General features: G+C 73.0%; 12 protein-coding genes. 11 read left to right on the top strand and 1 reads right to left on the bottom strand.

The genetic code is table 11. The features are described 5' to 3' along the window. The first annotated feature begins 26 nt into the window (after nucleotides 1–26). On the top strand, nucleotides 27–923 hold the full coding sequence (locus tag ACYP53_RS36370; protein ID WP_268256524.1) for a MarR family winged helix-turn-helix transcriptional regulator: 897 nt from the start codon (nucleotides 27–29) through the stop codon (nucleotides 921–923). Between the two features lie 293 nt (nucleotides 924–1216). On the opposite strand, the gene ACYP53_RS36365 is transcribed toward ACYP53_RS36370, so the two are convergent. Continuing rightward, complete coding sequence (locus ACYP53_RS36365; protein WP_459650558.1) at nucleotides 1217–2080, bottom strand: aldo/keto reductase; 864 nt, start codon at nucleotides 2078–2080, stop codon at nucleotides 1217–1219. Between the two features lie 594 nt (nucleotides 2081–2674). On the opposite strand from ACYP53_RS36365, the gene ACYP53_RS36360 reads away from it, so the two are divergent. From ACYP53_RS36360 to ACYP53_RS36315, 10 genes are all read left to right on the top strand, one after another. Next, on the top strand, nucleotides 2675–4453 hold the full coding sequence (locus tag ACYP53_RS36360; RefSeq protein ID WP_459650557.1) for an ABC transporter transmembrane domain-containing protein: 1779 nt from the start codon (nucleotides 2675–2677) through the stop codon (nucleotides 4451–4453). Nucleotides 4454–4508: 55 nt separating this feature from the next. Continuing rightward, on the top strand, nucleotides 4509–6281 hold the full coding sequence (locus ACYP53_RS36355) for an ABC transporter ATP-binding protein (protein ID WP_459650556.1): 1773 nt from the start codon (nucleotides 4509–4511) through the stop codon (nucleotides 6279–6281). 217 nt (nucleotides 6282–6498) lie between these two features. Further along, the gene (locus tag ACYP53_RS36350; RefSeq protein WP_189913609.1) at nucleotides 6499–6744 is read left to right on the top strand and encodes a lipopolysaccharide assembly protein LapA domain-containing protein; all 246 of its coding nucleotides are present in this window, start codon (nucleotides 6499–6501) and stop codon (nucleotides 6742–6744) included. Nucleotides 6745–6791: 47 nt separating this feature from the next. Further along, nucleotides 6792–7520: an amino acid ABC transporter ATP-binding protein gene (locus ACYP53_RS36345; protein ID WP_189914067.1), complete on the top strand. Its 729-nt coding sequence runs from the start codon at nucleotides 6792–6794 to the stop codon at nucleotides 7518–7520. Between the two features lie 72 nt (nucleotides 7521–7592). After that, nucleotides 7593–8474, top strand: coding sequence for a glutamate ABC transporter substrate-binding protein (locus tag ACYP53_RS36340; RefSeq protein ID WP_459650961.1), 882 nt, complete (start codon nucleotides 7593–7595; stop codon nucleotides 8472–8474). 15 nt (nucleotides 8475–8489) lie between these two features. Next, complete coding sequence (locus tag ACYP53_RS36335) at nucleotides 8490–9134, top strand: amino acid ABC transporter permease (RefSeq protein WP_189913607.1); 645 nt, start codon at nucleotides 8490–8492, stop codon at nucleotides 9132–9134. After that, nucleotides 9131–10000, top strand: coding sequence for an amino acid ABC transporter permease (locus ACYP53_RS36330; RefSeq protein ID WP_459650555.1), 870 nt, complete (start codon nucleotides 9131–9133; stop codon nucleotides 9998–10000). The genes ACYP53_RS36335 and ACYP53_RS36330 overlap by 4 nt, the downstream gene beginning before the upstream one ends. Nucleotides 10001–10220: 220 nt before the next feature. Beyond that, nucleotides 10221–11126: a LysR family transcriptional regulator gene (locus ACYP53_RS36325; RefSeq protein ID WP_189914066.1), complete on the top strand. Its 906-nt coding sequence runs from the start codon at nucleotides 10221–10223 to the stop codon at nucleotides 11124–11126. Nucleotides 11127–11233: 107 nt separating this feature from the next. After that, entirely contained in the window at nucleotides 11234–11815 is a 582-nt protein-coding gene (locus ACYP53_RS36320; RefSeq protein ID WP_391552015.1) for a cysteine dioxygenase family protein, read from the top strand. A 59-nt stretch (nucleotides 11816–11874) separates the two neighbouring features. Further along, nucleotides 11875–12930 carry a YeiH family protein gene (locus ACYP53_RS36315; protein WP_459650960.1) on the top strand — a complete coding sequence of 352 codons (1056 nt, stop codon included), beginning with the start codon at nucleotides 11875–11877 and terminating at the stop codon, nucleotides 12928–12930. Nucleotides 12931–13004 lie beyond the last annotated feature (74 nt).

Raw genomic sequence — 13004 nt, 5'->3', positions numbered from 1 at the left:
ACCGGGTGTGACATCGGGACGGATACATGGTGCTGGGGGAGATCCCGACAACCCGCGTGTCCGCGCGACTGCAGCAGTCGCCCGGGCACCTGATTCGCGTTGCACAGCAGGTTCACACCCGTCTGTGGTCCGAGCACGTCGGAGCCGATCTCACGGCTCCGCAGTTCGCCGTGCTGCTGGTCCTGGCCCTCGAACCGGGCGCGGACCAGCGCACGGTCGGCGAGCGGGCCTCGCTGGACAAGGCCACGATGGCCGAGATGGTCGCGCGGCTGGTCCGCCGCGGCCTGGTGCTGCGCAGGCGTGACCCGGCCGACGGCCGGCGCAAGCTGCTCGCTCTCTCGCAGAGCGGGGCCCAGGCGGTGCGCGAGGCCACCGGTGGTGTGGTCCGCGTTCAGCGCGTCCTGTTCGAGCCGCTGACGGCGGAGGAGCAGGTCGAGATCGTCCGGGTGATGGCCAAGATAGCCAGGCTGGAGCCCGCGGCGGTCGCCGTCTTCACGGACGCGCGGCCGATACTGGACGCCCAGCGGGCGATCGGCTACCTGATCAGGGTCAGCCAGCAGGTGCACACCAAGCTCTGGTCGGAGCACGTCGGAGTGGAGCTGACGGCCCCGCAGTACGCGGTGCTGGACGCGCTGGAGCTCGAACCGGGCGCCGACCAGCGCACGGTCGGCGAGCTGGCCTCGCTCGACAAGGCCACGATGGCCGAGATGGTCAGCAGGCTGGTGCGCCGCGGTCTGGTGCAGCGCCGGCGCGATCCCTCGGACGGACGGCGCAACCTGCTCTCGCTCTCACCGGCGGGACAGGACCTGCTGCACCGTTCGGCCGCCGGGGTGGCCGAGGTCCAGCGGCTGCTGCTGGCTCCGCTGGAGGAGAGTGAGCACGAGGCCGCCCTCGCGCTCATCGGCAAGGCGGCCAGGTTCTAGGTCAAGCATTGGCAACAGCAGCCAAAACGATTCGCCAACGTATCGAGGGGTGCTGCCCGTTCTGCCTGTCGGTGTCGTGAATGTCGTGAATCGGATACACCGAGGACCGCCCGCTCCCGTTGGGGGCGGGCGGTCCTCGTTCCGGCCGGCGGTCGGGCTCCGTCAGGCCTGGTCCGGCCGTCGGGCTCCGTCAGGCCTGGTGCGGCCTCGTCACGGGCCTGCCGCGGAGGGCCCGGGTCCGGAGTCGGGGTCCGAAGCGGAGCCGGAGTCCGAACCGGGGCCTGGGGCCGGTGTCAGTTCCAGTCGAAGCCCTGCGGGTCCGGGCCGATGCGCTTGCCGGTGGCGACGGTGGCGATCGCGGCCAGGTCCTCGGCGTCCAGCTCGAAGCCGGCGACGTCCAGGTTCTCCCGGATCCGGGAGGGGGTGACCGACTTCGGGATGGCGATCACGCCGCTCTGCAGGTGCCAGCGGAGGACCACCTGGGCGACCGTGCGGCCGTGCTTCTCGGCGATCTTCACCAGGGCCGGCTCGGCGAGCAGCTCCCCGCCCTGGCCCAGCGGGCTCCACGCCTCGGTCGCGATGCCGTGCTCGGCGTGGAAGGCGCGCAGCTCCTCCTGCGGGAAGTACGGGTGCAGCTCGACCTGGTTCAGCGCCGGGACGACCGAGGCCTCGTCGATCAGGTGGGTCAGCTGCTCGGTGCCGAAGTTGGAGACGCCGATCGACGTGGCCCGGCCGTCCGCCTTCAGCTGCTCGAGGGCCTTCCAGACGTTGAGGTAGCTGCCGTGCATCGGGCGCGGCCAGTGGATCAGGTACAGGTCGACGTGGTCGAGGCCGAGCTTGGCCAGCGAGGCGTCGAACTCGCGCAGCACCGCGTCGCGGCCCTGCTCGCCGGACCAGTCGCGGGTGCCCGAGTTCCACAGCTTGGTGGTGATGTAGAGGTCCTCGCGGGCAACGCCGCCCGCGAGCGCCTCGGTGATCGCCGCACCGGTGCCGGCCTCGTTCTCGTAGATCGCCGCGGTGTCGATCGAGCGGTAGCCCGCCTCGATCGCGGAGCGGACGGCGGTGGTGGCCTCCGCGTCCGGGACCTGCCACACGCCGAAGCCGAGCTGCGGGATCCGGGTGCCGTCGTTGAGGGTGACGCTGGGGATGTTGCTCACGGGAAGGGGTGCCCTCCTGGTCGTTGGTGTTTCCAACGGTGGGCAACTGGCGCTGGAACGTGATTGTTCCCGCCAAACGGGCGAATTTTGGGTGGAGTTTTGCAGGGGTCCGACCGGGGCGGAGGGGCCTCGGGGGTGGGGTCGGGGGCTGGGAGGGGCATCGGACCGGTCATCGGGCCGGGGCTCGTAGGGCCATTCGGGTGAACCGGGGTGGGCGGGGCGTGGGCCGGTGCGGGCGGTCGGACCGGGGCGGGCGGGGCCTGCCGGGCGGTCCGGCGGGGGCCGGGCGGCCGTGGGGGCGGAAAACCTGTTGCGGCGGTCACATCGGGGTTGGCAGGCTCGCGGACATGACCTCCTGAGATCAGGGCCCTTCGTGCCCATCCCGTCCGTCCGCCCGTCCGGCAGTCCCGGATGTCGTCGACGCCGACGCGTCCGTTGCGCGCGTCGCCGTCCGTCGCGCCGCTCGTCCGTCCCGTCGCCGTCCGTCGCGCCGACCGTCCGCCGCCCGGTGGCCGCCGCCCGTCGGCTCGGGCCCGTACGTGCCCCCGTTCGCGCGCTCCCCCCGTACCTCCGCACCGTCCGCATCGGAGTGTCATGCCGCTCACCCCACTGCCGCTGGCCGATCCCGGCAGTCCCGACCTCTCCTCGCCGCCGGCCTTCCTGCGTTGGCTGCGGCGCAGCCAGCGGCGCGGGCAACTGCTCGCCACCTGTTGGAACCTGCTCGAGATGGGGTGCCAGGCCGCCCTGCCGATCGCGCTCGGACTGGGCGTGCAGGCCGCCGTCGACGGCGACGCCGGCGGGATCTGGCGGGCCGGCGGGCTCGCCCTGCTGCTCGCCGTGGGAGCCGCGCTCGGCGCCGTCATGACGCACCGCCAGGCGGTCTGGAACTGGATCCACGCCGCCTGCCAGATGCGGCAGTTGGTGTCCCGGCAGGCCTCGGAGCTCGGGGCCGGGCTGTCCCGCCGGATCGCCACCGGCGAGGTCGTGGCGGTCGGCAGCGGGGACGTCGAGCGGATCGGCTGGTACGTCGAGCTGATCGCCCGGGTCCGCTCCGCGGTGATCGTCTGGCTGGCCGTCAGCTCCGTGGTGCTGGTGGTCGAGCCGGTGCTGGGCATCGGCGTGCTGCTGGGCGTCCCGGTGCTGGCGGCCTCCGTCTGGCCGCTGATCGGGCCGTTCGAGCGGCGCTACGAGCAGCAGCGCGCACTCGGCGGCAAGGCCACCGAGCTGGCCGCCGACACGGTGGCGGGGCTACGGGTGCTGCGCGGCATCGGCGGTGAGGAGCTGTTCCTGGAGCGCTACCGGGCCGCCTCCCAGAAGGTCAGGGCGGCCGCGGTCCGCTCGGCCCGGATCTGGTCGCTGATGCAGGCCCAACAGGTCCTGCTGCCGGGCCTGTTCGTGGTCGGCGTCACCTGGTACGGCGCCCGACTGGCGGCCCGTGGCGAGCTCGCCGTCGGCACCCTGATCGCGGTGTACGGCGCGACCGCCTTCCTGGCCGCGCCGTTGCGGATCCTGGGCGAGGCGGCGCACGCCTGGAGCGTCGCCCGGGTCTCCGCCGGGCGGGCGGTCCGGGTGCTGTCCCTCGAACGGAACGGCGGCGCGGGCGAGGCCGCCGCGCTCACCAAGCCGGCCAAGGCCGACCTCCACGACCCGGCCAGCGGGCTGACCGCGCGGGCCGGTGAGCTGACCGCGGTGGTCTGCGGGGACCCGGACTTCGCCGGGGCCCTCGCCGAGCGGCTCGGCGGCCACGTCCCGCTGGGCGAGGGCGAGCGGGGGCAGCCCTCCGTGCGGCTCGGCGGGACGGAGCTGGACGCGGTGCCGCTGGCCGAGGCCAGGGCGGCCGTGCTGGTCCACGACAAGGAGCCGGTGCTGCTCTCCGGCACGCTGGCCGAGCTGTTCGACATCCCGTCCTCGGGCCGGGTCGTGCCCGCCGAGGCGCTGGCGGCGGCCCGCTCGGAGGACGTGCTGGAGGCGCTGGTGGCCGGCTCCCCGGAGTGCGCCGGCGATCCGATGCGGGCCCGGATCACCGAGCGGGGACGCTCGCTGTCCGGGGGCCAGCGCCAGCGGCTCGCCCTGGCCCGCGCACTGCTGGCGGACCCGCCGGTCCTGGTGCTGGACGAGCCCACCAGCGCCGTGGACGCCCACACCGAGTCCAGGATCGCCACCGGGCTGCGGGAGACCAGGGCCGGCCGCACCACCGTGGTGTTCGCGACCAGCCCGCTGCTGCTGGACCAGGCCGACCGGGTGGTGCTGCTGCAGGACGGCCGGGTGGCCGCGGCGGGGCGCCACCGCGACCTGATGCGGACCGAGCAGGCCTACCGGGCCGTGGTCACCCGCGACGAGGAGGCCGCCCAGCCGGTGGGTGAGGCCGTGTGAACGCGATCCCGCACCGGTTCGTCGACTGCCGTGCCACACGAGCGAGGAGTACGTCATGAAGCCCCCCGTCCATGAGGAACAGGGGCCGGCCACCACCCTGCCGGTCGGGTCCCCGGCCGCCGTGCGCGGGTACCTGCTGCTGCTCGCGCGGCGGCACCGCGCCGGGTTCTCCGCGGTGGTGGCGCTGCACTCGGTGGCCACCCTGGCCGGGCTGGTCGGGCCGTGGGTGCTCGGCAGCCTGGTCGAGTCACTGGCCACCGACACCGCGGGGTCCGCCATCACGGTCGCGGTCGCCTGGTACCTGCTGGCGCTCGTGGCGCAGGCCGCGTTCACCGGCTGGTCGCGGATGCGCGGCGCGGTGCTCGGCGAGCGGGTGCTGGCCGACCTGCGCGAGGACTTCCTGGTCCGCTCGGTCGCCCTGCCGACCGGCGTGCTGGAACGGGCGGGCACCGGCGACCTCGTCTCCCGGGGCACCACCGACGTCGACCGGCTGGACAAGTCGGTGCGCGAGGCGGTGCCCGAACTCGCCGTCGCCGTCGTGTCCTTGCTGCTGGTGCTCGGCGCCCTGCTGGTCACCTCGCCGCTGCTCGCGCTGACCTCGCTGATCGGGCTGCCGCTGCTGCTGGCCACCTCCCGCTGGTACTTCCGGCGCGCGCCGCAGTCCTACCGCAACGAGTCGGCCGGGTACGCCGCGGTGAACACCGTCCTGGCCGAGACGGTGGACGCCGGGCGGACGGTCGAGGCACTGCGCCTGGGTGACCGGCGGATCGGGCTGACCGACCGCAAGCTGCACGAGTGGCTGGCCTGGGAGCGGTACACCATGTGGCTGCGCACGGTCTGGTTCCCGACCATCGACGCCGTCTACACCTCGGCGGTGCTGGCGACGCTGCTGTTCGGCGGGCTGTTCACCCTGAAGGGCTGGATCACCGTCGGCCAGTTGACCACCGGCGTGCTGTACGCGCAGATGCTGACCGGTCCGGTGGACCTGATCCTGCGCTGGTACGACGAACTGCAGATCGGTCAGGCCTCGCTGGCCCGGCTGGTCGGCGTGCGCGAGGTGCCGGAGCACGAGGGGGACGAGTCGGCGCGTCCGGACGGCCGCCGGGTGGAGGCCCGGGACGTCCGGTTCGGCTACCGCGAGGGCGCGGACGTCCTGCACGGGATCAGCCTGGACGTCGCGCCGGGCAGCCGGGTCGCGCTGGTCGGGCCGTCCGGCGCGGGCAAGTCCACCCTCGGTCGGCTGCTGGCCGGGATCTACGCCCCCGGCCGCGGCAGCGTCACCCTCGGCGGGGCGGCGCTGTCCCGGATGCCGGCCGAGCGGGTGCGCGGGGAGGTGGCCCTGGTGAACCAGGAGCACCACGTCTTCGTCGGCACCCTGCGGGACAACCTGCGGCTGGCCGCGCCCGACGCGGACGACACCGAGCTGCGGGCCGCCCTGGACGCGGTGGACGCCGGAGCCTGGGTGGACGCCCTGCCCGAGGGGCTGGACACCGAGGTCGGCTCCGGCGGCACCTCGCTGACCCCGCCGCAGGCGCAGCAACTCGCCCTGGCCCGGCTGGTGCTGGCGGATCCGCACACCCTGGTGCTGGACGAGGCCACCTCGCTGCTGGACCCGCGGGCCGCCCGGCACCTGGAGCGCTCGCTGTCCCGGGTGCTGGAGGGCCGGACGGTCATCGCCATCGCCCACCGGCTGCACACCGCGCACGACGCGGACGTGATCGCGGTGGTCGAGGGCGGGCGGATCAGCGAGTACGGCAGCCACCCGGAGCTGGTCGCGGCCGGCGGCCCGTACGCGGCGCTCTGGCGCTCGTGGCGGGACGAGCGGTAGCGCGGCGGGACGAGCGATGGTGCGGCCGGGGGAGTCCGAGCGGCCGGGGGCGGGCGGATCGGCGGAGGTGTCGGCGGAGGCGCCGGTGGAGGTGTCGGAGGCGGCATCGGTGGATCGGTAAACCCGTGCGGGGCCGGATTGCCCCGTGCGGGTTACTCCCTGGCCCGGAAGGGCGCGTAACCGGGCAAAACGGCCACCCGGCCCGCAGACTGCTCCGGTGACCAAGACTTCGGACGGTTCGTCCCGCCCCCCGCGCGGTGAGATCGGCGGGATCCCCACGCGGTACATCGGGATCGGCGTCATCGTGATCCTCGCCGTGTGGTTCCTGTTCGCCAACCTCGACAAGGTGAAGATCCAGTTCTGGGTGTTCACCGTCACCGCGCCGCTCTGGATCGCCCTGCTGGCCACGCTGATCGCGGGCGCCGTGCTGGGCTGGCTGCTGAAGGGGCGGCGCAGCCGGTGACGACAGCTCCGGAACCGGCCGCGGGCGGCGGCCAGACCTTCACCCCGCTGATCGAGCTGCGCGGGGTCAACAAGCACTTCGGCGACCTGCACGTGCTGCAGGACATCGAACTGACGGTGGGCCGCGGCGAGGTCGTCGTGGTCATCGGGCCGTCCGGCTCCGGCAAGTCCACGCTCTGCCGGGCGATCAACCGGCTGGAGCCGATCGAGAACGGCACCATCCTGATCGACGGCGAGCCGTTGCCCGCGGAGGGCAAGGGGCTCGCCCGGCTGCGCGCCGAGGTCGGCATGGTGTTCCAGTCCTTCAACCTGTTCGCGCACAAGACCGTGCTGCAGAACGTCTCGCTGGCGCAGATCAAGGTGCGCGGCCGCCCCAAGGCGGAGGCCGACGCCAAGTCCCGCGCGCTGCTGGAGCGGGTGGGCCTGGAGTCGCAGGCCGACAAGTACCCGGCCCAGCTCTCCGGCGGGCAGCAGCAGCGGGTCGCGATCGCCCGGGCGCTGGCGATGGACCCCAAGGCCCTGCTGTTCGACGAGCCGACCTCGGCGCTCGACCCCGAGATGATCAACGAGGTGCTGGACGTCATGCGCCAGCTCGCGCACGAGGGCATGACGATGATCGTGGTCACCCACGAGATGGGCTTCGCCCGGGCCTCCGCGAACCGGGTGGTGTTCATGGCGGACGGCCGGGTCGTCGAGGACCGTGCCCCGGAGGACTTCTTCAGCGCCCCCGAGAGCGAGCGCGCCCGGGACTTCCTGTCCAAGATCCTGAAGCACTGAGGCGGCGCCGTGAACCGTGAGACGACGCCCGGAGCGCGGGCGAGGAAGGCCGGCGCGAGGGTACGGTCCCGGGTGCTCGCCGCCGCCCTGCTGCTCAGCGCGCTGGCGGCGGGCTGCGGGAAGGCCGGCACCCCGCCGCCCAAGGGTCCGCAGCCCAGCGCGCTGCCCAGCTACCAGGTGCAGGACGCCTCCGCGATCACCGGCTCGTCGACCCTGGACGCCGCCCGCGGCCGGGGCCACCTGGTGGTCGGGGCCAAGGAGGACCAGCCCTACCTGGGCCAGAAGAACCCGGCCACCGGTGTGTACGCCGGCTTCGACATCGAGATCGCCAAGATGCTCGGCGCCTCCCTCGGCTTCCCGCCGGACAAGATCCAGTTCAAGACCATCGCCTCGGCCAACCGCGAGACCGCGCTGCAGAACGGCCAGGTGGACTACTACGTGGGCACGTACACCATCAACGACAACCGGAAGAAGCTGGTGGGCTTCGCCGGGCCGTACTTCGTCGCCGGGCAGTCGCTGCTGGTGCAGAAGAACAACACGAGCATCCACGGCCCGGACGACCTGAAAGGGAAGAAGGTCTGCTCGGCGGCCGGCTCGACGCCGTACCAGCGGATCAAGTCGCAGTACCCGCAGGCCAAGCTGATCGGCTACGACACCTACTCGGCCTGCGTGGACAACCTGATCACCGGCCAGGTGGACGCCGTGACCACGGACAACGCGATCCTGCTCGGTTACGCGGCCAAGGTGCCGGACGAGCTCAAGGTGGTCGGCCCGCTGTTCTCGACCGAGCCGTACGGGATCGGGGTGCCGAAGAACGACACCGTGCTGCGGTCGGCGCTGAACGACGCGCTGGAGCAGCACGAACAGAACGGCGACTGGAAGAAGGCCTTCGAGGCGACCCTCGGCCTCTCCGGTGAAGCCGCGCCGGCCCCGCCGCAGATCAACCGGTACTGAGAGGGCGGCCGCGCCGTGAAAACGCTGACCGACAACTGGTCGACCTACTGGGACGGCTTCCTCGGCACGCTCTCGCTCTTCGCGGTGAGCGCCGTGCTGTCGCTGGTGCTGGGGGTGCTGATCGCGGGCTTCCGGGTCTCGCCGGTCAGACCGCTGCGGGTGTTCGGGACGGTGTGGGTGACGGTCCTGCGCAACACCCCGCTGACCCTGCTGTTCTTCATCGTCGTGCTGGGCCTGCCCCGGTTCGACATCACCCTGCCCTTCTACACCTTCGCGGTGCTCGCGCTCGGCTGCTACACCTCAGCCTTCGTCTGCGAGGCGATGCGCTCGGGCGTCAACACCGTGCCGACGGGGCAGGGCGAGGCGGCCCGGAGCCTGGGCATGAGCTTCGGGCAGACGATGAGCCTGGTGGTGCTGCCGCAGGCGTACCGCTCGGTGGTGGCGCCGATCGGCAGTGTGATGATCGCGCTGGCGAAGAACACGGCGATCGCCGGTTCGTTCAGCGTCACCGAGCTCCTGGGCACCTACCGGACCATCAACGAGCTGGGTTACAGCATCGTCTGGACCTTCGTCTGGATCGCCGTCGGCTACCTGATCATCACCCTGGCCGTCAGCGCCGTCTTCAACCTGCTGGAACGACGAGTGGCGGTGTCCCGATGACGGTCGAATCCTCGGCGCTGTACGACATCCCCGGCCCGAAGGCCCTCGCCCGGCACCGGCTGTACGGCGGGATCGCGCTGCTGCTGATCGCGGCCGTGATCGGCTGGCTGGTCTACATGATGTTCCACACCCACCAGTTCACCCACGCCAAGTGGCAGCCCTTCGAGTACCGGGGCGTACAGGACCTGCTGCTGCGCGGGCTCGGCAACACGCTGCAGGCCTTCGGCTGGACGGTGCTGTTCGCCCTGCCCTTCGGCGCGCTGTTCGCGGCCGGGCGGCTGTCCGACCACCGGGTGGTGCGCTGGTTCGCCACGCTGGTGGTGGAGTTCTTCCGGGCCATGCCGGTGCTGGTGATGATCTTCTTCGTGTTCGTCGCCCTGAAGGTGCAGCCGCTCTGGGCGCTGGTGGCCGGGCTGGTGCTCTACAACGGCTCGGTGCTGGCCGAGGTGTTCCGGGCCGGCGTGCTCGCGGTGCCCCGGGGGCAGCGCGAGGCGGCGTTCGCGCTGGGCATGCGCAAGACCCAGGTGATGACGTACGTGCTGGTGCCGCAGGCCAACCGGGCGATGCTGCCGGCCATCATCAGCCAGCTGGTGGTCGCGCTCAAGGACACCTCGCTGGGCTTCCTGATCACCTACGAGGAGTTCCTGCACGCGGGCAAGCTGATCGCCACCAACCTGGACTACGACCTGCCGTTCATCCCGGTGGTGATCGTGATCGCCCCGATCTACATCGGCATGTGTCTGCTGCTCTCCTGGCTCGCCCGCTTCGTCGAGAAGCGCAGCCGGCGCAGTCCGAGCACCCGGGGCGGAGCGCCGGTGGTCAAGGCGGGCGTGGCGATGGGGCTGCCGCCGTCGGCGCAGCAGTGAGTCGGCGCGGCGGTGAGTCGGCGCGGCGGTGAGTCGGGCCGCGGTGAGTGGGGGACAGCAGAGAGTCGGAACAGCAGTGGGGGGCGTGGTTCGAGGCTTAACCATAGGGACGGGATGGGTCGGGGTCGGGAACTCCAATTTCCTCTTATGATTGCGGGGCCGGCCGGGACCGCCCGACGGCCCGGAGGACGACGACCCGGACGGGAGGGCCATGGAGCCGGTGTTCGACTCGCGGCACATCAGGACCTTCCACGAAGTCGTCCGGGCCGGCTCGTACTCGGCCGCCGCCCGCGAACTCGGCTACACCCAGCCCGCCATCACCCAGCAGATGAAGGCCCTCGAACGCACCGTCGGCGTGCCGCTGTTCACCCGCGCCGGACGCGGACTGCGGCTCACCGAGGCGGGCGAGGCGCTCTCCCGGCACGCCGAACTGATCCTCGGCAGCATGTCCGCCGCCCAGCAGCAGCTCGCCGCGCTCGCCCGGCTCCGTGCCGGGCGGGTACGGGTCTGCGCCTTCCCCAGCGCCAACGCCACCCTGATACCCGAGGCGATGGCCCGGCTGCTGGCCGAGCACCCCGGCGTGCGGGTGGAGCTGCTCGAAGCCGAGCCGCCCGACTCCGTCCAGCGGCTGCTGCGCGGGGAGTGCGACATCGCGCTCGCCTTCCGCTACCCGGGCGCGGCCACCGAGGTGCCGGACGGGCTGGACGAGATCCCGCTGATGGAGGACCTGCTCACGGTGCTGCTGCCGGTCGGGCACCCGCTCGGCCGCCGGCACGCCGTCCGGCTCGCCGACCTCGACGGCGAGCGCTGGATCGCCGGCTGCCCCCGCTGCCGGGCCAACCTGCTGCACGTGTGCGCGGAGGAGGGCTTCGCGCCCGACATCGTCTTCTCCACCGACGACAACCTCGCGGTGCAGTCGCTCGTCGCCGCCGGGGTCGGGATCGCGCTGATGCCCGCGCTGGTGCTCTCCTTCATGTGCCACCGCAAGGTCACGGGGCGCGCCGTCGAACCGCACCTGCGCCGGCAGGTGGGCGCGTACGTGCTCCGGGAGCACCGCCGGATCCCGGCCACCGCGCTGGTGCTGGACCATCTGCGGCAGGCGGCGGCGAGCCGGGTGGGGTGCTGAGGGAGGGGGTCGGCGGGGTGCCGGCGAGTGACCCATAAGGACGGGTAGGGGAACGGCTTACAAACCCTCCTTAGACGTGATAGGTCGGCAGGCCCGAACCTGCTGGCATGACACCCCCAGCCACGGTCGACAGCGACCGGCTCACCGAGCGGATGACCGCGCTGATCAGTGAGATCCGCGCCGTCGTGGACCGCGGGCTGCCCCCGGAGCTCACCGCCTACCTGGTCGGCGAACGCCTCGCCCCGCACCTGCACGCCGACCCGGACGGGCCCGACGCCCTGCTCACCCCCGCCCAGTGCGAGGGCGACCCGCAGCGCTACCGACAGCACGTCCTGCACGCCGAGGAGGACGGCGGCTTCTCCGTCGTCGCCCTGGTCTGGCTGCCCGGACAGCGGACCCCGATCCACGACCACGTCTCGTGGTGCGTGGCCGGCGTCCACCGCGGCCAGGAGAGCGAGACCCGCTACCGGCTGGTCTCCGACGGACGCACCGCCCGGCTGGTCGAGACCGAGCACGTGGCCGGCCCGGCCGGCACCGTCGCCGCCTTCGCCCCGCCCGGCGACATCCACCTGGTCCGCAACTCCTGCAGCACCACGGCCATCTCCATCCACGTCTACGGCGCGGACGTCTCGCGGCTTGGCACCAGCATCCGGCGGGTCTACCGGCTGCCCGCCGACCAGGAGCAGTGAGCGGCGGCGTGGCACTGACCCTCCGGCAGCGCGCTGCCCGTACCCACTCCCTGCCCCCGATGCGCGGGGACGCCCCCGGACTGCTGCTCGCGGCCCTCGGCGTGGCCGCCGCCCTGGGCGTCCACGCGGCCGTACCGGCCGTGCCCAAGCTCACCGCCGCCGTCGTGCTCGGCATGGCGGCGGCCCACCTGCCCGGGCTGCGCCCGGTGGTCCGCGGGATCGCCCGGCCCGGACTGTCCACGGCCGGGAAACGGCTGATGCGGATCGGGATCGTCCTGCTCGGGCTCAAGCTCAGCCTGGACGACGTGGTCGGCCTCGGCTGGGCCACCGTCGCCATGGTGCTCGCTGTCGTCGCGGCCACCTTCGCGGGCACGCTCTGGCTGGGCCGGCGGCTCGGCCTGCCCGGCGACCAGCCGCTGCTGGTCGCCACCGGGTACTCGATCTGCGGCGCCTCGGCGATCGGCGCGGTCAGCCAGGCGGCGGGCAGCGAGGAGGAGGACGTCGCGGCCTCGGTCGCGCTGGTCACCCTGTGCGGGACGCTGGCGATCGCCGTCCTGCCGCTGCTCCAGCAGCCGCTCGGGCTCGGCGAGGTCGAGTTCGGGCGCTGGGTCGGCGCCAGCGTGCACGACGTCGGGCAGGTCGTCGCCACCGCGCAGACCGGCGGGGCGGGGGCGCTGCGGGAGGCCGTCCTGGTCAAGCTGATGCGGGTGGTGCTGCTGGCGCCGCTGGTCGCGGGGGTGGCCGTGGTGGTGCGGCGGAACCTGCGGGTGGCGAGGGCGGGTGCGGGTGTCGGTGCTGCGGGCGGGGCGGGTGCTGCGGGCGGGGTGGCCGGGGAGCCGGTGAAGACCGGGAGCCGTCCGCCGATCGTGCCGCTGTTCGTGGCGGGGTTCCTCGCGATGATCGTCCTGCGGACCACCGGGGTGCTGCCCGAGCGGGCGCTCGGGCTGGCCGGGGACACCCAGGAACTGCTGCTGGCCGCCGCGCTGTTCGGTCTGGGCAGTGCCGTGCACCTGCCGACCATGGCCCGCACCGGTGGGCGGATCGCCCTGCTCGGGCTCGGATCCTGGGTCGTCGTGGCCGGCGTCTCCTACGCGGGAGTACTGATCACGACCTGACGGGCACCGGCGCGGACTCGGCTATTGTCGGGCGGGTACTCGTCCGCACCGGGACGGTCCCGCGACCGCACCGG

This window comes from Kitasatospora sp. Ki12, assembly GCF_054601375.1.
This window is presented reverse-complemented; position numbering and strand designations above follow the sequence as displayed.

Bases quoted from the DNA above. Each gene is read 5' to 3' on its own strand.
- ACYP53_RS36370 (WP_268256524.1), top strand. From the start codon at position 27: ATGGTGCTGGGGGAGATCCCGACAACCCGCGTGTCCGCGCGACTGCAG.
- ACYP53_RS36360 (WP_459650557.1), top strand. From the start codon at position 2,675: ATGCCGCTCACCCCACTGCCGCTGGCCGATCCCGGCAGTCCCGACCTC.
- ACYP53_RS36355 (WP_459650556.1), top strand. From the start codon at position 4,509: ATGAAGCCCCCCGTCCATGAGGAACAGGGGCCGGCCACCACCCTGCCG.
- ACYP53_RS36330 (WP_459650555.1), top strand. From the start codon at position 9,131: ATGACGGTCGAATCCTCGGCGCTGTACGACATCCCCGGCCCGAAGGCC.
- ACYP53_RS36320 (WP_391552015.1), top strand. From the start codon at position 11,234: ATGACACCCCCAGCCACGGTCGACAGCGACCGGCTCACCGAGCGGATG.
- ACYP53_RS36315 (WP_459650960.1), top strand. From the start codon at position 11,875: ATGCGCGGGGACGCCCCCGGACTGCTGCTCGCGGCCCTCGGCGTGGCC.